Source organism: Halorubrum amylolyticum, from assembly GCF_004114995.1.
GTDB classification, from domain to species: domain Archaea; phylum Halobacteriota; class Halobacteria; order Halobacteriales; family Haloferacaceae; genus Halorubrum; species Halorubrum amylolyticum.
Genome location: NZ_SDJP01000002.1, coordinates 46778 through 65878, shown reverse-complemented (window position 1 = coordinate 65878; position 19101 = coordinate 46778). Strand labels below are relative to the sequence as shown.

General features: G+C 66.4%; 17 protein-coding genes, 1 tRNA gene and 1 pseudogene. 6 read left to right on the top strand and 13 right to left on the bottom strand.

The features are described 5' to 3' along the window. Positions 1-294: 294 nt before the first annotated feature. The 3 genes from ESO89_RS02780 to ESO89_RS02770 form a co-directional block, all read right to left on the bottom strand. A complete protein-coding gene (locus ESO89_RS02780; protein ID WP_128904161.1) occupies positions 295-1569 on the bottom strand; it encodes an RNA-guided endonuclease InsQ/TnpB family protein in 1275 nt (424 codons plus the stop codon). A 174-nt stretch (positions 1570-1743) separates the two neighbouring features. Then, positions 1744-3141 (bottom strand): signal recognition particle protein Srp54, encoded by a 1398-nt coding sequence (locus ESO89_RS02775; RefSeq protein WP_128904160.1) that lies wholly within the window; start codon positions 3139-3141, stop codon positions 1744-1746. 476 nt (positions 3142-3617) lie between these two features. Beyond that, a complete protein-coding gene (locus ESO89_RS02770; protein WP_128904159.1) occupies positions 3618-4508 on the bottom strand; it encodes a pantoate kinase in 891 nt (296 codons plus the stop codon). A gap of 146 nt (positions 4509-4654) precedes the next feature. On the opposite strand from ESO89_RS02770, the gene ESO89_RS02765 reads away from it, so the two are divergent. From ESO89_RS02765 to ESO89_RS02755, 3 genes are all read left to right on the top strand, one after another. After that, the gene (locus ESO89_RS02765; protein WP_128904158.1) at positions 4655-5182 is read left to right on the top strand and encodes a zinc ribbon domain-containing protein; all 528 of its coding nucleotides are present in this window, start codon (positions 4655-4657) and stop codon (positions 5180-5182) included. 118 nt (positions 5183-5300) lie between these two features. Beyond that, entirely contained in the window at positions 5301-5798 is a 498-nt protein-coding gene (locus ESO89_RS02760; RefSeq protein WP_128904157.1) for a FlaD/FlaE family flagellar protein, read from the top strand. Further along, positions 5795-6850 (top strand): acetate and sugar kinases/Hsc70/actin family protein, encoded by a 1056-nt coding sequence (locus ESO89_RS02755; RefSeq protein ID WP_128904156.1) that lies wholly within the window; start codon positions 5795-5797, stop codon positions 6848-6850. The genes ESO89_RS02760 and ESO89_RS02755 overlap by 4 nt, the downstream gene beginning before the upstream one ends. Before the next feature lie 34 nt (positions 6851-6884). Here ESO89_RS02755 and ESO89_RS02750 read toward each other — a convergent pair whose 3' ends face one another. From ESO89_RS02750 to ESO89_RS02715, 9 genes and pseudogenes are all read right to left on the bottom strand, one after another. Beyond that, complete coding sequence (locus ESO89_RS02750) at positions 6885-7355, bottom strand: hypothetical protein (protein ID WP_128904155.1); 471 nt, start codon at positions 7353-7355, stop codon at positions 6885-6887. A gap of 345 nt (positions 7356-7700) precedes the next feature. Then, a complete protein-coding gene (locus ESO89_RS02745; RefSeq protein WP_128904372.1) occupies positions 7701-8675 on the bottom strand; it encodes an ABC transporter substrate-binding protein in 975 nt (324 codons plus the stop codon). Positions 8676-9076: 401 nt separating this feature from the next. After that, positions 9077-9227 (bottom strand) — tRNA-Gln (locus tag ESO89_RS18400). Between the two features lie 136 nt (positions 9228-9363). Next, the gene (locus ESO89_RS02740) at positions 9364-10791 is read right to left on the bottom strand and encodes a DUF5305 domain-containing protein (RefSeq protein WP_128904154.1); all 1428 of its coding nucleotides are present in this window, start codon (positions 10789-10791) and stop codon (positions 9364-9366) included. 4 nt (positions 10792-10795) lie between these two features. After that, positions 10796-11959, bottom strand: a complete 1164-nt coding sequence (locus ESO89_RS02735) for a signal peptidase I (protein WP_128904153.1) — start codon at positions 11957-11959, stop codon at positions 10796-10798. Positions 11960-12101: 142 nt separating this feature from the next. After that, positions 12102-13034: a hypothetical protein gene (locus tag ESO89_RS02730; RefSeq protein ID WP_128904152.1), complete on the bottom strand. Its 933-nt coding sequence runs from the start codon at positions 13032-13034 to the stop codon at positions 12102-12104. Positions 13035-13082: 48 nt separating this feature from the next. Then, on the bottom strand, positions 13083-14645 hold the full coding sequence (locus tag ESO89_RS02725) for a CARDB domain-containing protein (RefSeq protein ID WP_128904151.1): 1563 nt from the start codon (positions 14643-14645) through the stop codon (positions 13083-13085). Between the two features lie 142 nt (positions 14646-14787). After that, positions 14788-15329: pseudogene (locus ESO89_RS18860) on the bottom strand (RNA-guided endonuclease TnpB family protein); the annotation flags it as partial. A gap of 29 nt (positions 15330-15358) precedes the next feature. Continuing rightward, positions 15359-15886, bottom strand: a complete 528-nt coding sequence (locus ESO89_RS02715; protein WP_128904150.1) for a hypothetical protein — start codon at positions 15884-15886, stop codon at positions 15359-15361. 463 nt (positions 15887-16349) lie between these two features. Here ESO89_RS02715 and ESO89_RS02710 point away from each other — a divergent pair, with 463 nt between their 5' ends. From ESO89_RS02710 to ESO89_RS18385, 3 genes are all read left to right on the top strand, one after another. After that, positions 16350-16931: a DUF7344 domain-containing protein gene (locus tag ESO89_RS02710; RefSeq protein WP_128904149.1), complete on the top strand. Its 582-nt coding sequence runs from the start codon at positions 16350-16352 to the stop codon at positions 16929-16931. A 100-nt stretch (positions 16932-17031) separates the two neighbouring features. After that, positions 17032-17595: a hypothetical protein gene (locus ESO89_RS02705; protein WP_128904148.1), complete on the top strand. Its 564-nt coding sequence runs from the start codon at positions 17032-17034 to the stop codon at positions 17593-17595. Between the two features lie 86 nt (positions 17596-17681). Next, positions 17682-17831, top strand: a complete 150-nt coding sequence (locus tag ESO89_RS18385; protein WP_164932735.1) for a DUF7550 family protein — start codon at positions 17682-17684, stop codon at positions 17829-17831. Positions 17832-17903: 72 nt separating this feature from the next. On the opposite strand, the gene ESO89_RS02700 is transcribed toward ESO89_RS18385, so the two are convergent. Then, positions 17904-19073: an ABC transporter ATP-binding protein gene (locus ESO89_RS02700; protein ID WP_128904147.1), complete on the bottom strand. Its 1170-nt coding sequence runs from the start codon at positions 19071-19073 to the stop codon at positions 17904-17906. Positions 19074-19101: the final 28 nt, after the last annotated feature.

Below are 19101 nucleotides of genomic sequence, written 5' to 3'. Positions count from 1 at the left end.
CTGTGCGGGCGGAGTGGGACTCAAAGGGGCAGTCGCGAGGGCGAAGCACGACGACGCAAGCACCACATCGAAGGAGTGTCAGCGACTGAGCGAGGCGCGCAGCGAGTCGCGCGAGTCCTCGCGGCTGGGGCTTTGGCGGTGTTCACCGGCGATCCACCGTCGACCGCTTATAAGCGAACGCTGAGGCTTTAGAGCCGTTCCTCGTTGATCCGCCGTCAGCGACACCCACTGTTGACATCCTCCCGCGCCTGAAGACGCGGGAATCCCACGGCACCGCACCGCTGAGTTGGGATATTACGGTTCGCGGTTCACGACCTGTTCTCGCGGGGCAAAACTGCCCTCGCTGCGGTCGAACAGGCGAACCGCTGGCTGTGCCAACCAGCCGTTATCCCTATCACCGCCATCCGTGGCGAGACTCGGGAGTACCTTTTGTCGAATGTTCTCCGCACCATTCACATCAGCGTTCGCCACCGTGTCGCACTCCTCACACACGTACAGTCCACGCTCCACACGCTGGTTGTCATCCGTGTGACCACATGCTGAACACGACTTCGATGTATCGCGTTCCGACACCAACTCCACGTCGATGCCCTCGGCTTCCGCCTTGTAGTCGAGTAGCGTCGTGAACCGATCGAACGCCCACCCGTGCAAGTCCAAGTTCCCGTGGTCGCCCCAATTTCGAGACTCACCAGTCTCGTCGTCTTCTCGGATGCCACCGAGGTCGCCAACGACAAGCGTACCAACATCTCGTTCGACGCACTCCTCTACGATTGCTTTCGAGAGGGCGTGCAAGAAGTGCATCCGGCGAGCGGTGCGTTTTCGGTCAAGACGCTTCGCTTCGCGTGAAGCCGAATCGTCCGTCTCGGCACGCTTCTTCGTGAGATAGTATTCGTCCTCTTTGAGTGCGCCACCGGGATACAACACCGATTCCCCGCCGAACGAGACGGCGGCGAAGTTGCAAATCCCAAGGTCAACACCAGCCACTTCGTCGCCCGGTGGTTCCGGGTCGATAGTGGTTCGACAGACGAATTGTAGCCGCCACTCATCTCGATTGTAGACGGCACGAACCTGTTGAATGTCCCACTCGGTCAGGTCAACGTCCGGGCGAGTTTGGTACTCGCAGAGGATGAAGTCTGAACGGTGTTCTTTGAGGTTACGGCCTTTCGAGAGGCGGACACGGGTGAACTGTGCGTCGTGCTTGAAGCCAGCCGCTTTGAACGACACAGTGGAGCGTGGATGGGAGTCTCCGTGTTTGCGGTAGCCGGGCGGTCGGGCACGGTCGTCGCCGTTCCGACGCTTGCTGAACCAGCCGTTGAACGCTTCAGCGAGTTCTTCGAGAACGCGCTGACTGGATTGAGAATGCAAGTCCGTGTAGCGTTCGTGGCCTTTGAGTTCGGCTTTGAGTTCCCCGTCATCGGGGATTTCGCCCGTTTCGTCCCACTGTTCTTGTGCGTAGTAGCGACCGACGTTCCAGAGTTTTGAGGCGGCCCATCCGAGTTGGTCGAGGTCGTCACGAACCTGTTGCTGGTTCGTAATCGTGGCCTCGAATGTTCGGATGGTTCGACTCATTTTCTGGCTTCATAACTGGTTATGAACGCCGTTTTGTTAATAGTGCCGGTTGGCGTTGAATATCCAGCCTTGCCATCGACGGTGGAGTGTGTAGGCGTTGTCGGATTCATCCTGCGCCTAAAGGCGCAGGTATTCTCCTTGATTCTCTATAAACAACTACCCGCGATCAACCAGTTAAAACGGCCCCTTGCCGCCGCCCATCATGTCGCCGAGGCCGCCGCCCTCGCCGCCGCCACCCATCTTCTTCATCATGCGCTGCATGTCGCCTTCGCCCATCCCTTGGAACTGGCCGATCGTCTGTTCCATCATCGAGTGCTGTTCGAGCAGCTGCTGAACGGTTTCCGTGTCGGTGCCGGAGCCGCGCGCGATCCGCTCCGTGCGGGACTGGCCGACGACGCGGGGGTTCTCCAGCTCCTCCTCGGTCATCGAGTCCATGATGCGCTCGAAGCGGCGCATCCGGTCTTGGGTCACGTCCATCGCGTCGTCCGGGAGCTGGTCCATCATCCCGCCGCCCATGCCCGGGATCATGTCCATCACCTGATCGAGGGGACCCATCCGGTTCATCGCGTCCATCTGCTTTTTCATGTCCTTCAGGGTGAACTCGCCCTGCAGCATGTCCTCGGGGTCCCAGTCTTCGTCCTCCTCTTGGGCCTCCTCCATCGCGCGCTCGACGCGCTCGGAGAGCTGCTTGAGGTCGCCCATCCCGAGCAGCCGCGAGATGAACCCGGAGGGCTCGAACCGCTCGATGTCTTGGACCGTCTCGCCGGTCCCGAGGAAGGCGATGGAGGAGTCGGTCTCGTTGACCGCCGTCAGGGCGCCCCCGCCCTTCGCGGTCCCGTCGAGCTTGGTGATCATCACGCCCTCGATGCCGATCGACGCCTCGAACTGGCGGGCCTGATCCTTGGCGCCCTGCCCGATCGCGGCGTCTAACACGAGGAGCGAGCGGTCGGGGTCGGCCGCCCGCTCGATCTCCTCGATCTCGGCGATGAGGTCGTCTTCGAGCGCGTGACGCCCGGCCGTGTCCACGATGTGCACGTCGGCGTCTTCGGTCGCTTCGAGCCCGTTGCGCGCGATCTCGACCGGGTCGTCGTTGTCGGGGTTCCCGTAGAAGTCGACCTCGGCGCGCTCGCACATCTGCTTGGCCTGGTCGTACGCGCCCGGCCGGAAAGTGTCGGTCTGGATGACGGCGGGGCGGAGCCCCTTCTTCGAGAACCACCACGCCATCTTGGCGGCGGAGGTGGTCTTCCCCGACCCCTGGAGGCCGGCGAGGAGGATCGTCTGGTTTTCGAGGGGGAGTTCGGTGGAGTCGCCCACGAACTCGACCATCTCCTCGTAGACAATCTTGAGAACGTGGTCCTTCGCGGTCGTGCCGCCCGGCGGTTCCTCTTCGAGGGCACGGGTCTTGATCGCGTCCGACAGCTCCATGACGAGGGAGACGTCGACGTCGGCGGAGAGGAGCGAGCGCTGGATCTCCTTGACGATCTCCTCGACGTCGCTCTCGGAGAGTCGGGACTTCCCTTGGAGCTTGTCGAGGCTGCTCCGGAGGGACGTACCGAGGTCGTCGAGTACCATTTGCCGGAGCTAGGCGGTCGACGCGGTAAAGCTTTGTTCGTCGGCGGGCGCGGGATACGTCTGTGATTGTAGATCGACGAGGGATACCGCCACAGCCCAAGCCGCTCGGTAGTACGCGGTCGGGAACTGTGGATCGTCGGTGAAGGCCTCCAAAGCCCCAGCCGGGAGGACTCGCGCGGCTTGTTGCGCTCCTCGCTCAGTCGCTGGCGCTCCTTCGCTGCGGTGCTTACTGCGCCGTGCTTCGCCCTCCCGGCTGCCCCTTTGAGTCCCACCCCGCACAGCACCGCAACCGCACCTCACGCCTCCCCAGCCTCGCCGCTCGCTTGGGACTCCCTTCGGTCGTCCACGTCGCTCGCGGCGTCCAGCGAGGGACCGGAGGTCCCTCTGGCAGCCGACGCGTAGCGCCGGCGACCTCGCGCGTGCTCCTCGTGGCCTATCGGCCACTCGGAGGCACGCGCCACCGCACAAGAACCTCACTACTGCTCAACAAGCCGCGCGCCCGCGGCGTCGATCCGACAGACCTCGGGGTCGTAGCCCGCGTCCGAGAGCCCGGTGCCGAGCGCGAAGACGGTGCGGCCGAGCATCGCCATGGCGGCGCCGCAGCCGCGGGACCCCTCGTCCGAATCGCCTTCCGACTCCTCGACCGCCGCGATCGCCTCCGCGACCGCGGGAGCGAGGAGGTCCGCCTCGCGGGCGAACCCGCGGGCCGCGTCCATCATCGTCGAGAGCCGTGGGTCCCTGCGGAGCCGGTCGAGCGCGTCCTCGCCGGCCGCGGAGAGTGCAGTAGTGTCGCCGCCCAACACCGCCTCGGTCGACAGCTCGCCGAACGTGACGTACTCCACGCGCTCGCTCGCCGGGACCCCGTCGAGCTCGCCGACGCCCGGCGCGCCGGGCTCTAACCGGATCGGAACCCCGCCGCGAGCCTGCGCGACCACGTCGCCGAGCCCCGTCCCGCGACCCACCTCCGCCTCGTGGGCGATCCGGACCAGCTCGTTCCCGGAGCGCCCGCGGTCGAGGGCGTCGTTCGCGGCGAGCGCGGCGCCGAGCGCAGCGGCGCCCGAGACGCCGAAGCCGGCGCCGATCGGGAGGGCCGTCTCGACGGCGATGTCGACCTCGGTAGCTCCCAGCTCCGCGAGCACGTCCTCGACCGCGCCGACCGTCCCCGGCTCGCCGTCGATGGTGCGGGAGCCGGCCGACTCGTCGCTCGTACCCGCTTCGTCCGCGGCGGACACCCGAACCGTCACTCCGTCGGTGAGCGTCACCCCCGCGCCGCGCGAGCCGGCGGCCGCGGGGCGCTCGGCCGGGTGCGCGCTGAAGAAGGCGGTGACGTGACCGGGAACGAACGCGGTCGCCCGCTGCCTGCTCATGGCGAGTCGGAGGGGTGGCCGTCGATTAACGGTTGTTATCCGCGCCGGCGAGGCGACGACCGCGTCGTGAGAACCGACGGACCCCGCTGCCGGCGGGCGGCGCCGACACCGCAGACCTAAGTATCGCCCGGCCGAACCGACGAGGTATGCGAGACCAGTTCCGTCCCCTGCTCGCCGCGCTACTGGCGATGGCGCTGCCGGGCCTCGGCCACCTCACCCTGCGCCGGTGGGGGCGGGCGCTGCTGTGGCACCTGACGATCGTCGGCGGCGGGGTGGCGCTGTTCGCCCTCTACGACGTGCCCGTCGGATCGACGGGTTCGGTGACGGAGGCCGCCGAGACGGCCGCGGCGCTCCCGACGGACGTGACCCTCCCGATCGCTGTCCTGTACGGCCTCTCCGCGGTCGACGCCTACCTCGTCGGGCGAGCCGATATCGCCGAGCGGCGGCGCGCCGACGCGACCGCCGAGGCGGTCCGCCGCCGCGCCGCGAGCGACGACGGCGAGGCGACCGCCGAGCCCTCCGGCGCGAACGCCGCGGTCCCGGTCGCGACCGACTCCCGGGGTGACGCGGGACCGACGGAGGTCGAGTGCCCGCACTGCGGCAAGGAGACCGACGCCGACCTCGACTTCTGTCACTGGTGTACCGAGCCGCTCCCGTGGGCCGACGCGGAGTGACCCCGGCCGGACGACGGCGCCGCCGTCCGCGGTAGTTTCTCACCCCTGATAACTGCGTAGCAACTATCATATATCCCGGCGGTGAGGGTCCGGTACGGACGCGAACGACGGACGGAACATGAGTCTGAATCCACGGCAGTACGACGTACGGGAGCTGCGCCGGATCGCGGACGCACCGCGGGACGGCGCCGACGAAGCGCCTCGGGAGCGGTCGCTTCGTCAACCGAACCGAAGCCGAGCGGAGCAGGCCGCCCGCTCGGCGGCGTTCACCGAACTGCTCCAGCGTCAGCGGGGACAGCGGCTCTCAGGCGATCGGACCGACGCCGACGCGGGCGACCGCCCGTATCTGGAGGCGGTACCGGCCTCGCCGGAGGCGGAACGCGAAATCGGCGACTGGCTCGGCTACCTCGTCGACGTGGGCGGCCACGTGCGGAGCCGGGACGCGCTGTCGTACTACGCCGAGCTCGGCTGGGTCGACGACGGCGCGGTCGAGGCCCTCCGGCGCCGGTTGGAGGGGTTCGACGCCCCGCGGTACGACCGGCCCTTCACCCCCGCGGACCATCGGATCAGCCTCGTCTCCATCGTCCGGATCGCTTCGTGTGCGAGTGAATCATGAGCGACGACGACGAATCCACGGACATCAACGGTACAGACGGCCCCGCAGCGGTCGGCGTGAAACTCGGCAGCACCCGGACGGTGCTCGACCTCCCCGACGGACGGGGCGGCCGCGAGCGACACTCGACGCTGACGTGTCTGGCGACCTACGAGGACGCCATCACGGGCGAAGAGAAGGTGCTGTTCGGTCACGAGGCCGCGATCGAGTACCCCGACACGGTGCGCTTTATGCTCCGGTCGGGGCTCCCCGAGGACGACGAGAGCGTCGCCGACGCCGAGCGCTTCTTCGAGGCGCTCGTGGACGCTCACGACGTGCCCGAGGACAGCGCGGTCGTCTACGCGGTCCCCACCATCGACAACGAGGCGGGCGTGAACAACCTCAAGTCGGTGATCGAGGGCTCCTCCATCGGGGGGGTCGAGACGCGGAGCTACCCGGAGTCGCTGTGCGGGGCGATCCCCGCCTACGGCGACGACCTCTCCGCCATCGACGAGGTGTTCGTCTCCATCAACATGGGGTCGACGACGCTGGAGGCGTGCGCCTACCGGCGCGGCGAGCAGCTCTCGCCGTTCTCGACCGGCTCGGTGACGGGCAACGAGGTCGACCGTCGGATCGTCGCCGCCGTCGAGGAGGAGAGTCAGGGCCGCGTCCACATCGACCGCACGACCGCCCGGGAGTACAAGGAGGAGCACGCCGACGTGTACGACTTCGAGCCGTTCACGGACGTGATCCAACAGCCGGGCGGCGGGAGCCACGAGTTCACCGTCGACCGCGGCGTGCGAGAGCCGGTCGACCGGTACATCGACGAGGCGGTCGACGTCGTCGCTAACGAGTTCCTCCCGGAGCTCGCGAACGACCACATGAAACCCTACCAGCTCACGCTGGGCCGCCCCATCGCGGCGACCGGCGGCATGGCCTGCATCCCCGGGCTCGCCGAGGAGTTCGAGACGCGGCTCTCGGCCGAGCTCGACCGCGACGTCGAGGTCGTCTCCCCCGACGACCCCGCGACCGCCGCGGCCGAGGGCGCCGGGCGGATCGCCGAGCGCCTGATCTGAGCGGGCGACTCGCACCTCACGGTCTTTCGCTTTTTCACACCTCGAACAGCCGTTCGGCGTCTGTTACCTGTCTGCGGTAGATCCCCCGCCCTTTCAGCCGCGGCACCTCGTGTCGGTGCAGCCGTTCCGCCTCGCAGTCGTACAGGATCGGGAACACGTTGGTCCGGCGGCGGGCGACCGTGTACGACCGCGCCGCGTCGACGACCGAGCGGTCGGGGTCCGGCACCGCGAAGGCGACGTAGCCGAGCGGCGTCGTCGACCCCCGCCGGTCGTCGACCCGTTCGACGAGCACGTCCCGGAACTCGTCGGCGGTCGCGGTGAGGTCGGCGGGATCGGGGTCCGGCTCGTCGACGAGCGTCGCGAGCGCCACGCACTCCCCCACCGAGGGATCGTCGTCGCGGGTCGCCCACACCGGGTCGAAACCGTTCGCGTGCGCGTCGATCGCCTCGAAGCCGTGCTCCCGCCGGTTCGCGACGACCGCGTCGCGGTACTGCGTCGGGTCCATGGCGATCCCACGACCTGCATGGTAAAAAATGACATTCATGGGATGGCCAACGCTGCCCCGCCCAAGAACCACCGGCAAAAAGGGATGATCCGCTCTGTTGAGTTCGTAGGAGCGGCGGTATAGTGTCGCTCTGAAGGTAGTAGGAAGCGGGAGAGTCGAATGTGACCGATTTACTCTCGCTTCGTTAGCAAGTCGATTCGCTGTCTCAAGCGCTCTACCGCGAGTTTCGCAAATCCGTGGTGACCCCCGTCGTCTACATCTTCGTACAAGCCATCGAGCGGTACCTCGACGCCGTCATCGGATTCAACGAAGCACAGAGACGGTGAAATTGACTGACGAAGGGGTTCAGACATTCCCTGCGACGATCTCTGCGACGCGTTCACGATCAAACAGCGTCACGTCCTCAAACGAATCCGAGTAGATATCTCTTGCCGCCCGCTCGGTGTGATAGAAATTAATGATCGGTCCTTGGTCGAGATAGCCAGCATTGTAGACGGCACCGTCCTGAACTGCCTGTATGCCATTCGATCCGGACTCCGCCTGTAATGGTTCGACAACTTCCGTGTGGAACTCAGATTCGGACGCTCCCCCGTGGTTTCGAACCAGCAGTACCTCGGGGTCGATCTCGATCAGCCCTTCTAGGTCGAGTGTCCCCCTGTCAGAGAAGCTGTAGTGCCCCACATCTGTCGTCGACAGCGCATCGGTTAGACCGAGATCGCGCCACTGCTTGGTACTGATCCCGCCATCATCAAACCGAAACGGATAGAACTGAAAGCCCGGTCCGTCGGCTGGATAGATCAGTAAGGCGCTCGGCCGCTGGTCGGCCGGAGGCAGGTGTTCATCGAGCAATTCGAGCATTCCCTCATGGAGCTCGACGAAAGCTTGGTAGCGATCCTGTGCCCGGAAGACCTCAGCCATCAGCTCGAAGGCCTCATACAGGGTGTAGTACCGATAATCGTGCCAATCATCGCTGTGGCGGCGGATGAAGTTGCCAAAGAAGGGACCGAGGTTGTCCGCAACCTCATCGACATCAGACTGATCCCAGCCGTACCAGAGTCGCAGCAGATGAGGGTCTATGAAATGAACATCCGCATTTAGCTCATAGAACAGTTCCTTACTCACGTTGTTTCCAACCAGCTCAACGATGTCATCCGCGTTGAATTCCATCCCCGGAAGCGCTTCGAAGGCTTCGTTCGCAAAGCGGCCGTGGTTCTGAATTCCGAGCGTTTGTCCACCGCCGAGTGCGAACCCCATATCCGCAAAAGTTGGTAATAACGCGGTCCACCGCTCGGGCGGGCCGTCGAACTGAACGTCACCCATCGGTTCGATTGTAACGGTGTACGACTCGGTTGCTGCACTCTCTTCATCCGCCTCAGAGATGTCTGACTGTGTCGACGGAGCGGCTGACTCCGCAGACGAATTCTCCGACTGGGGAGTGCTCGAACAGCCGGCAAGCAGGCCGCTACTCACGATCGTCCCGCCGTATCGCATACAGTCACGCCGCGTCGGCTTCTTGTGACCGCTGGAATCGTTTGACATGTATTTTAGGCCAGCCTAAAAATTAATAGTGCTTTCGATTCTCGCTTAACGAACCGAAGGGGGAGTCTAAGCATACTCGGCTCTTCGACTTCCTTCCACCTTCAGAGCGACGCGATATGCTCCCCCTCTGCGGACTCAACGGATCAGAATACGCAAAAAGGGGAGCCGAGTCAAAGCGAACATAGTCCCGGGCGGATTCGAACCGCCGTCAATGGCTGACTTCGGGCACCCGACGGGCGTCTCCGAAGAGACGGACCGTGATCCCGTCTCAGCCGCGGACGCGGACGGATTCCCTCCAAAGGCCATTATGATTGGCCACTACACCACGGGACTGCACTCGACGGTTACCCGCCCGCACTCAAGTAGGTTACTTTCCCGACCCTTCACCGACGGCCGACCGCACGCCCCCGACGGATCGCCGGAGTGACGTGTGACGCTCGCCGACCGCCTCCCATGGCGACCATCCTCGTCAGTTCGCCCCGTCGGAGGGGTCGAACCCGTCGGCGTCGCGATCGGGGCTGCCGCGATCGCGACCGTCGGGCGTCGACGCCGACCCCACGTCGGCGTCTACCCACGTCCCTCCGTCGTCGAGCGACGACCGCGACTCGGCCCGATCTGAGGCCGACAGCCGGCCGTCGGGAAGGGTCCCCGGGTCGTGTCCGGCCCGCGTCCACGCGCCGGCGAGAGTCACGTCGTCGTCGATCGCCGCGGAGCCGCCGACCGCCCCGCGACCCTCGACCGGGGGTTCCGGGGCGGCCGCCTCGTCGAGGGCGTCGGCCGCGGCGTCCGCCTCGGGCACCTCGTTTCCGTCGCCCCCCCGGACCGCCAGCGCCGGCGGAACGTAGGTGTACACGAACTCGTCGGTCACGGCGTGGTACGCGTCGGTCGCCGGGTCCTCGACGACGCCGGTGCCGTTGTCGATCGCGAAGTCGATCAGGTCCCGGAGGGTCGACGCCTCGGCCTCGGGGCGCTCGTGGACCAACTTCGGGAGCCGGATCGCCGTGATCCACTCCGCGAACTCGGCGCGGTCGTCTCGGTACGAGAGGTACTCGCGCTCCGCCGGGGTGAGCGCCATCCCGCCCTCGCGGCGGGCGTACGCCAGCCCGCCGGTCCCGGCGAGCCCGACGAGGAACAGGAGCGGCCCGCCCGCGGATCGGAGGGGACCGTAGCTCCGTTCGACCGAGACCTGTTCGGTCCGTTCGGTCGTGTCAGACTGAACTCCCGGGTCCGAGACGGTGTAGGTGTCCTCGCCGGCGTCCAAGGTCATCTCGGCCGTCCGCGCGTACGAGGTCGGCTCGCCGTTGATCGTCCCCTCGACGGTCACGTCCGTCGCGACCACCGTCTCCGTCTCGCCGGGCGAGGCACCGAGGTCCGACTCGATCGCGGCCGCGGTCGCGGCGACCTCGGAGCCGTTGATCGCGAACGACGTCGCGACCGTCTCCCCGGGCTCGACGCCCGAGACGGCCTCCGTCGCCATCGTCTCGCGCTCCTCCCAGTAGACGGTCCCGTCCTCGCTGCCGACGTTCCTGACGACGAGCACCGAGTCGGCGGAGACGTCCACGTCGCTCGCGGCGCCCGCCGCGTAGCTCGTCTCCAGTCGGACGTCGAGCACGGGCGCGACCCGCGTGAAGTACGTGGTCCGGTCGTCGAGCATCCGCCCGGTGTCGAACACGGGGTTCGGCTCGGTCACCTCCGCGGAGTGGACGTACTCCGTCTCGACGGTCAGCGACGAGACGGTCCGCGTCTCGGTCTCGGTCCCGGGGTCGACGTGGGTCGTGTAGACGAGCCCGCCCCCGACCGCCGCGGCGACGAGACAGACGGCGAGGATCGCGGTGAACTGTGCGTTCAGTGCCGCTCGAAGGCGCAGTCGAGTTTCGCTGGGGGGAGTTTGACTCATTCGGTCACCTGTAGATCTCGCGGAGGATGCGGCGGTACAGCGGCGGTTTGGCGCGCGATTCTCGGGAGCGTATCCGCGCGGGCTCGCCGCGAAGCAGCAGCAGTCCGAGCCCGACGGTGCCGCCGCCGAGGAGCCCGTTGATCGCGACAAGCGGCGCCCACGGGTGGACTCCGTACAGCTCGTCTATCACGCCGGGCGGCAACACGGCGAGATACCGGTGTTCGGCGACGAACAGCCGGTAGTAACCGGTCTCGTCGGGCGCCGTGAGCGTCACGGTCGTCGACGCCTCGCTCCGCCCGCCGACGGCGACGCGCTCGGGCTGGACATCGACGCCCGGGCTCTGCGGGCCGACGTACGCGTACACCGGGACCAGCCCGGCGTTGGGGACGACGTACTCCAGTTCTTGGCTCGTGCCGTGCTCGATGACGGTCGGGTTCTCGGACTCGAACTCGGCACTCACGACGCCGTACTCCTGCGTCCCGCCCGGAACGACCATCGCCGCGGTCGCGGTCGCCATCAACACCAGCGCGAGCACGCCGACGATCGCGAACACCGAGGTGCCGTCGTCGCGGGAGCGGTCGCGCTCCCGCGTTTCCCGGCTTCCCCTGTCGAGGTACCAGTCGACCGCGTACGCGGCGCCTGAGAGCCCGAAGAGGATGTACGCGAGCCCCTGGGTGCCCTGCAGCGACCGAACTCCGAGCGTGACCGCCAGCCACGTCTGGACGGAGTCCAGCGCCGACTGGAACCCCATCGCGACGGTGCCGAGGTGCGGGATGACGACCACGCTTCCCCCGACCGTCAGCGCCTTCGCGACGACATCGGCATTCTGCACGACGGGCTCGCCGCCGTCCTGATCCGTGAACGGGTTGTTATCCCCGCGCGTGACGTACCCGCGTTCCGTCTCCTCGACGACGCGGTGGGTCGTCAGCCGGCCGCCCTCGATCTCCTGGGCGTCGAAGGTCACCACGTCGCCGACCCCGATCCCGCCGGCGAGCGGCGCGGGGATCGCGACAAACCCGTCGCCCGGATCGAGCACGGGCTGCATGCTCCCCGTCTCGACGTAGCTCAGGAGCACCGGCTGCCCGAGGTACTGCCCCACGATCAGCGAGGCGACGACGAGCACGGCCGCGACCTGCAGCGTTATCGAAAGGGTGCGTTTGAGGGACATGGGTCCTGTCTCGGTGGTCGGACGGCGCGGTCCGTCGCCGATCGGCGGCCCGCAGTCGCGATCGATCGCCGATCAGTCGTCATCCGAGAATGTCATCGATACGTTATAAATTCGTGGTTCGGTGCAGCGCGGTGAGATTCGCTCATCCCTCGAACGCCCCGGCCGCGAGCAGGGCGAACGGCCCGATGAACGCGAGACAGAAGCCGAGCAGGTGGACGTACAGGTTCACCACGCCGCCAGAGCCAGTCGGATCGCCGGGAAACCCGACGATCGGATAGCCGACGACCAAGACGATTCCGACCGCGAACAGGTCGCCGTACCCCGGGTTCGAGACCGCGGCGCGGACCGCCTCTCTGACCGCTTCCCGGACCCGGACCCCGGTGCTCGTCGCGTACAACAGCCCGAGCAAGAGTCCGGCGACCGCCGTCGCGAGCCCGGCGAGCCCGGCGAGCCCGGCGAGCCCGGCGAGCCCGGGGCCGTCGAGGGCGCGCGGCGAGACCGGCAGCGCCAGAACCGCCATCCAGCCGACGAGCGGGAAGAAGGCCGCGGGGAGCGCGCGGATCGACGCCCCCGGGAAGAACCGCTCGCGGGCGTACACGCCGAGCAGGAGCGGGAGCAGCCCCGCGAACGCCATGTCGATTCCGGAGAAGCCGAAGCCGATCGCGTTCCGCGGGACGGCGAGGTTCAGCGCCGACAGGACGACCGGGAAGGCGGCGAGGAACGTCGCGAACGCGACCATGAAGAACCGCCGGTAGCCGGCCAACACCGCGAGCGCGTACCCGACGCCGGCGAGGAGGCAGTACCCGACGACGTTGCCGGCGAGGTGGCCGGCGTCGAGGTGGACGTAGTGGGCGGTGAAGGCGGTCCGCACCGTCGGCTCGGCGTACGCGAACGCGAGCGAGCGGCGCGTCGACTCCGGCAGCGCGAAGACGGCGCCGAGGGCCGCCGGCACCGCCGCGAGCACGAGCAGGTCCGCGAGCCGGACCCGCGCGAGCAGCTCGCGACGGAACCCGGCGTCGGCGGCGCCCCGCTCCGCCGCGGTCCGATCGCCCCGCGCGTCCGAAGAGGCCGTCACGCTCTGACCGTCGCAGACCAGCGGTTAAGGCCTGTCGGCGAGGTCCCTTCACGACAGAGCCGTCCGGCGGAGGAGCGCGGTCCCGGCGAGCGCGAGCGCGACGAGCGCCAGCAGGCCGCCCAGCTCGGCGAGGTCGACGCCGGCCGGCTCCTCGGTCGGCCCCTCGGCGCTCTCGCCCGGTCCGTCTCCGGTTCCGTCCGCGTCCCCGTCGGTCACCGACCCCGTTCCGGTCCCGGCGTCCTGGCCGCCAGCGCCCCCGTCGTCGCCCGTGGGATCGCCGACGAGCAGGGTTCCGGCATCCGCCCCGGCGACCGCGAAGTCGTACTCGCCCGGAGTCTCGAACCTGTCCGCGAGCCCGACGGTCGCGGTCTCGTTCGGCGCCAGCGCGACCGTCTCGCTCGCGACCGGCTCGCCGTCGGCCGTCAGCGCCACCGTCCGCTCGCCCGCCGCGCCGCCGCCGTTCCGCAGTGTCGCCCGCACGGTCGCCTCCTCGCCGGGGTCGACCGCCGGGGGATCGAGGGCCGTCTCGGTCACGTCGAAGCGTGGGACGCGCTCCGCGACCGCGAACGTGGAGAACTCCTTCGTCGTCGATCGGAAGTGGACGCGGTCCTTCGAGAGCCCCCGCATCCGGACCGCGTCGTCGGCGACGGCGCTGGCGTCCGTTTCGGTCCAGTTGCCCGAGTCGGTCTGGCGGTAGAGCGTCACGTTCTCCGGGTCGGTGTCGGTCGAGTTGAGGTGGTCCCGGTCCGCGCTGAACCGGATCGTCATCGCGTCGACCGCGTCAGGGGCGAAGTCGTGCTCCAGAGCGAGGTACGCCATCGAGCGCGGCGTCGTCGGCGCGGTCACCGCGCTCCCGTTCTCGAAGACGTCCGCGCTCCCCTCCGCGTCCAGCTCGACGTGCTCGTTCTCGACGCCCTCCAGGTCGATCCCGTCGAGCGTGACGTTATCTCCGCCGAGGTGCATTCCGTCGGCCACGAACTGGACCGACCCGCCGCGGTCGACGTCGCTCGCGACGAACTCGCGGTGGTCCGCGCTCGGGGACGTGACCGTCGTGGTCGGGCCGCCGCCCGCCCGCTGAGTCGATGCGCCCATCGCTCCCGTCTCTTCGGACTCCGCGAGCGTCGCGTTGATCGTAAACTCGTCGGCGCCCAACTGCGCCCCGACGGCCGCGCCGCGCGTGTCGAGCGCGAGTCCCACCGTGACCGTCTGGTTCGTCGCGAGCGTGACGTTGTTCGCCTCGCCCTCGATCGAGTCGCCGTCGGCGACGAAGGTGACCGACTCGGTCGGGTAGCCGATCCACACGTGCGCGTACTCGTCGCCGGTGTACGTGATCGTGAACACGTCGTCGATCGTTCCGGTTGCTCCGACGTTCACGCCCTCGAACGAGGGGTCCTCGATGTTCGGGTTCGACGCCGAGACGTCGATCGCGATCTCGTCGTCGTTCAAGAAGGCGTACCGCCCGTTCGGACCGTCGGCCGGCTGGACCGCGAGGTCGCCGTCCGCGACGGTGTCGGCGTCGCCGTCGATGACCGCCGCGCCCGTGGTGAAAATGAGAGAGCCCGCCGCTACGAGGAGCAGGGCGAGGATCAGGGTGCGACGGGCGGTGGGCATACTAGTTATTGTGGAAAGGTTACACGCAGGAGGTTATTGAGTATGTGGTGATTGAAGACGTTGAAGGGGGTGCTTGATGGGTGAAAGTGACATCCTCTTCGCGGTAAACGGCGAGGCGTCCCGTACCGCATTTGGGATATTTGCCGGTCTTGCCCCAATCTGACTCACGCACGTCTTCAGGCCAACTCACGGCGGGCGTTCCAACACCGCGCTCAACGCACTCTCACGATCTGCGAGTTTCCGACGCGCCCACATCGACTTCTTCGAGGGGCCGTTCTCTCCCTCAGTGTCGTACTCTACTCGAGTGAAGTAATGTTTGTCTTCTTTGAGGGAGTTGCCGGGGTACAGCACGTATTCGTCGGGGAACGCGACCGTGGCGATGTTCGTGATGCCGGGGTCGATTCCTGCGACGCCGTCGCCAGCCGAATCCGCTGTTTCGAGTTCGACTTTGCAGACGAAGTGGAGTTCTCATCTCTCACCAGTCTAGACTGCCCGAACGTTCTGTACGCTGTTGACTTCTGAGAGTGTAACATCCGGGCGAGTCTGGTACTCGTACAAGAGAAAGTCTGCACGACTGTCTTTCAGGTTCTTGCCTTTCGAGAGTCGGACGCGATTGGTTTCAGGATCGTGCTTGAACCCGTCTGCTTTGAACGTCACCGTGGAACGTGGTCGGGTGTCGCCGTGCGGACCGTCCCTTGGAAAAATGAGATTCGCTAGGATTTGTCAGCGTTGATCGTGAGTGTTCCGCCGGAAACGGAGTTACCATTCTTTTGAACGACAGCAACATCCACCGTGGTGTAGTTGCCCGGATAAATAGTGCTTTCACCACCGTCGTCTGACACTTCGAAGTACACGCCTTCGGAATTATCAAGGCCTACGTCGTCGACTTCCTCGACGACACTACCATCACCGGAATATTCCAGCGAGACATCGACTGGGTCCTGTCCTTGGTTGGTGATCCTGAACACTTCAGGGACGACGGTCGCTGCATTCCGGTTGAATCCCAGTCCACCTTCACCGTTTCCAGGACCACCCAAGTCGATCGAGAGCTGATCTCCGTTGTCGTTGGTGACAAAGTCGTTATCACTAGAGAAGCCGAGGTACGCATTCGCATCGCCCGCCGTATTGACGGAGACGCTACGTTGGGCTTCCACACTCGTGAACGCCCCCGTACCCATTGCAGCCGCACTACCCGTAGCCAATGCGCCCAGACCGGCGATGAACTTGCGTCGGTTTGCCATTGTTGTTGACCTCGTGTTGTCCGCACGCGACCCGCGGGCCGCCGACGCGGGACATCCCGCGTCACCCGAGGTCGCTCTGTCACACCCATAGACCCTATCCCATATCGTTATGATTTTCCAGAAACACTTCCGAGCGAGACTGAAAACTCGACCCGCGGGTTCCGCCCCCGCCTGAAGCCGATCCGATCGCTTCAGGTCCGGCCTGAGACACACTCGCAACGCGTTCACGGCGGCGCTGAAGCCGAATTCGTTTCCGTGTAGATGAGATCTGTCTGATGAAAACAGACGAACGGCGACCGAAGCATCCGGGTTGTCAGCTCGGATTATCCGGTTTTCAGCACCATCAAACCCTGACACGGGGAAATAGCGAGTTTCGTCTGTCTACTGTTTGAACGGCGAGAAGCTTTGGATAGTTATCACGACCACGGGATTTATGTTGGCGTGTTCATATGTGTCAGACAGAATGTCGTCGGGACAGCAGATTGACGGGGGAGGGGTAGAACCGACAACGGAGGTGTCCGAGGACGAGTTGTTCGACGTGCTGGCGAATCAGCGCCGGCGGTTCGCGGTCCATCTGCTGAAACGCGAGGAAGACGACTCGATCGCGATCGGGGACATGGCCGAGCAGATCGCGGCGTGGGAAAACGAGATCGATACGGCGGAGATCACGGGCAACGAGCGCAAGCGCGTCTATACGGCCCTCCAGCAGTCGCACCTGCCGAAGATGGACGACGCGGGCGTCGTCGAGTTCAACAAGGATCGGGGGGTCATCGAGCCGACGCCCGCCCTGACCGACATGGACGTGTACATGGACGTAGTCGAGGGGAGGGAGATCCCGTGGAGCGACTACTACCTCGGGCTCTCGGGGGCCGCCGTCGCGCTCGCCGTCGCCGTCTGGGTCGGCGCCTGGCCGTTCACGCTGCTCCCGGAGTTCGCGTGGACGGTCGCGATCGTCGTGGCGTTCGCGTTCTCCGCGCTCACGCACAAGTACTACACCGCGGAGATGAAGGTCGGCGAGCCGGAGGAGCCTCCAGAATTGGCCTAAGGTGAGGGTTTCAAGCGGCGCTTACTCGGTTTCCGGCGCCGCATAACCTTAGATCGGAAGGTGTTGTGAGAAGTAAACGCAGAGTGCGACTCCGCTCGACATGAAACGACGGCACGCCATCCTGCTGCTCGGCGGCGCAAGCTCTGGGGCGCTGAGCGCCGGTACCGGCGCGTTCAGCAGCGTCGAGGCCGAGCGCGGCGTGGAGGTGAACGTCGTCGACGATGCCGAGGCGTATCTGGGGCTGGAAGCGGAAAGCGAGATCGCGACCGTCAACCGACCGGCCGAGGTCGTGGAGATCACGAATAGCTTCGCCGACACTCTCTCGCTCGACGTGACCGTCAAGAACACGAACGAGGTGGTGGACGGCGTCGCAGTTGGAGACGAAGACCTCGGCGACGAGTTCTCGCTCAAACTCGGTCCGGGGGAGAGCACGTCGGTATCGATCACGTGCGTACGGCCCGAGAAGGCGGAGTTTAGGCTGCAGTTCAGCGGGGACACCAACGGAGCCTCTGTGGAAAAAACACGGACGTTCGTAATTAGGTGCAAGGAAGCCGACGAAACCGACGAAGACGACGAAGACGACACCGAAGACGACGAAACCGACGAAGACGACGAAGACGACGAAGACGACGAAACCGACGAAGACGACACCGAAGGCGATTGATCTGCACGTCGGCTGATATCGATCCCGTTGCGGCATCTCCGGACCGTTCAGATGGGCTTATGTGTCCCCCGTACGCATCCCCGCGCATGGACGACCACTCTCACGAACCAGATCCGGACAAACGCGTGACCGCCCCCATGCAGGGGTTCGGCAGCCGCGAGGTCGGCATCGGCGCGGCCGTCACGCTCGTCGGCCTGCTGATCGCGTACGTCATCCCGTTCCTCTTCACGTTCTGAGCGACGCGGTCGCTCGCAGCTTCAGTCGGCTCACGGAGAACCGCCGGTAGCGGCCGGGCTACCGCGATTCGCCTACCGCGGGTACCACGCCAGCGGGTGCGCGGCGGTGAGTTCGAGGCTCACCGGCTCGTCGAGGTCGAACTCCTCGACGTGGTTGTGGAGGCAGTGGACGACCTCCCCGGAATCGAGCTCGACCCGGTAGATGAAGGAGGGGCCGACGTACTGCCGCGAGACGATGGTCCCGTCGGCCAGTTCGGCGCTCGCGGGGCTCGCCCGGAGGTCGTCGGGTCGCACCAAGACGTCGACCGGCGTCCCGTCGTAGACGGTGTCGTATCCCTCCAGCGTGACGGCGTCGAACCGGCCGATCCCGGTCTCGACCTTACCGTCGCGGAGGTGGCCTTCGAGGAACGACGCCCGCCCGAGGAAGGAGGCGACGAACTTCGACTCGGGGCGCTCGAACACGGATTCGGGGCGGCCCACCTGCTCGATCTGGCCGTCGTTCATCACGGCGACGCGGTCGGAGATGGAGAGCGCCTCCTCTTGGTCGTGGGTGACGGAGACGGCGGTGACGCCGGCCGCCTTCAGGATCTGGCGGACCTCCTCGCGCATCTCGACGCGGAGCCGCACGTCGAGGTTCGAGAACGGCTCGTCGAGGAGGAGCACCTCGGGCTCCGGCGCGAGCGACCGCGCGAGCGCGACGCGCTGCTTCTGCCCGCCGGAGAGCTGGTCCGGCGTCTTCTCGCCGTGTTCGGGCAGGTCGACGAGATCGAGCAGCTCGTCGACGCGGGCCGCGGTCGCGTCCGCGCCGTCGTCGAGCCCGAACGCAATGTTCTCCCGAACGGTGAGATGGGGGAACAGCGCGAAGTTCTGGAAGACGATCCCCACGTCGCGCTGCTCGGGCGGGACGAACGCGCCGTCGCCGGAGACGGTCTCGTCGCCGAGGGTGATCTGCCCCTCGGTCGGCTCCTCCAGTCCGGCGATGGTCCGGAGCGTCGTCGTCTTCCCGCAACCCGACGGCCCGAGGAAGGTGAGGAGCTCCCCCCGCCTGACGTCGAGCGAGACGCCGTCGACGGCGGTTTCCGGGCCGAAATCCTTGGTCACGCCCGACAGCGACAGCACGGGGTCCGCCGACGCCGCGGCGGGTGACTCGGTCGCGTCGGCGCCCAATTCGTTCGCGTCCGCGGACGGCTCGCTCGCGTCCCGGGGCGAATGCGTCCGTTCGACTGATTGCGTGTGAGACATCGGTGTGTCGGGCGCCGGGCCGACCGGC

What these genes read in the sequence shown, in the direction of transcription:
- ESO89_RS02780 (WP_128904161.1), bottom strand. Translation starts at nt 1,569, where the DNA reads ATGAGTCGAACCATCCGAACATTCGAGGCCACGATTACGAACCAGCAA.
- ESO89_RS02775 (WP_128904160.1), bottom strand. Translation starts at nt 3,141, where the DNA reads ATGGTACTCGACGACCTCGGTACGTCCCTCCGGAGCAGCCTCGACAAG.
- ESO89_RS02770 (WP_128904159.1), bottom strand. Translation starts at nt 4,508, where the DNA reads ATGAGCAGGCAGCGGGCGACCGCGTTCGTTCCCGGTCACGTCACCGCC.
- ESO89_RS02765 (WP_128904158.1), top strand. Translation starts at nt 4,655, where the DNA reads ATGCGAGACCAGTTCCGTCCCCTGCTCGCCGCGCTACTGGCGATGGCG.
- ESO89_RS02760 (WP_128904157.1), top strand. Translation starts at nt 5,301, where the DNA reads ATGAGTCTGAATCCACGGCAGTACGACGTACGGGAGCTGCGCCGGATC.
- ESO89_RS02755 (WP_128904156.1), top strand. Translation starts at nt 5,795, where the DNA reads ATGAGCGACGACGACGAATCCACGGACATCAACGGTACAGACGGCCCC.
- ESO89_RS02750 (WP_128904155.1), bottom strand. Translation starts at nt 7,355, where the DNA reads ATGGACCCGACGCAGTACCGCGACGCGGTCGTCGCGAACCGGCGGGAG.
- ESO89_RS02745 (WP_128904372.1), bottom strand. Translation starts at nt 8,675, where the DNA reads ATGGGTGACGTTCAGTTCGACGGCCCGCCCGAGCGGTGGACCGCGTTA.
- ESO89_RS02740 (WP_128904154.1), bottom strand. Translation starts at nt 10,791, where the DNA reads ATGAGTCAAACTCCCCCCAGCGAAACTCGACTGCGCCTTCGAGCGGCA.
- ESO89_RS02735 (WP_128904153.1), bottom strand. Translation starts at nt 11,959, where the DNA reads ATGTCCCTCAAACGCACCCTTTCGATAACGCTGCAGGTCGCGGCCGTG.
- ESO89_RS02725 (WP_128904151.1), bottom strand. Translation starts at nt 14,645, where the DNA reads ATGCCCACCGCCCGTCGCACCCTGATCCTCGCCCTGCTCCTCGTAGCG.
- ESO89_RS02715 (WP_128904150.1), bottom strand. Translation starts at nt 15,886, where the DNA reads ATGGCAAACCGACGCAAGTTCATCGCCGGTCTGGGCGCATTGGCTACG.
- ESO89_RS02710 (WP_128904149.1), top strand. Translation starts at nt 16,350, where the DNA reads ATGTCGTCGGGACAGCAGATTGACGGGGGAGGGGTAGAACCGACAACG.
- ESO89_RS02705 (WP_128904148.1), top strand. Translation starts at nt 17,032, where the DNA reads ATGAAACGACGGCACGCCATCCTGCTGCTCGGCGGCGCAAGCTCTGGG.
- ESO89_RS18385 (WP_164932735.1), top strand. Translation starts at nt 17,682, where the DNA reads ATGGACGACCACTCTCACGAACCAGATCCGGACAAACGCGTGACCGCC.
- ESO89_RS02700 (WP_128904147.1), bottom strand. Translation starts at nt 19,073, where the DNA reads ATGTCTCACACGCAATCAGTCGAACGGACGCATTCGCCCCGGGACGCG.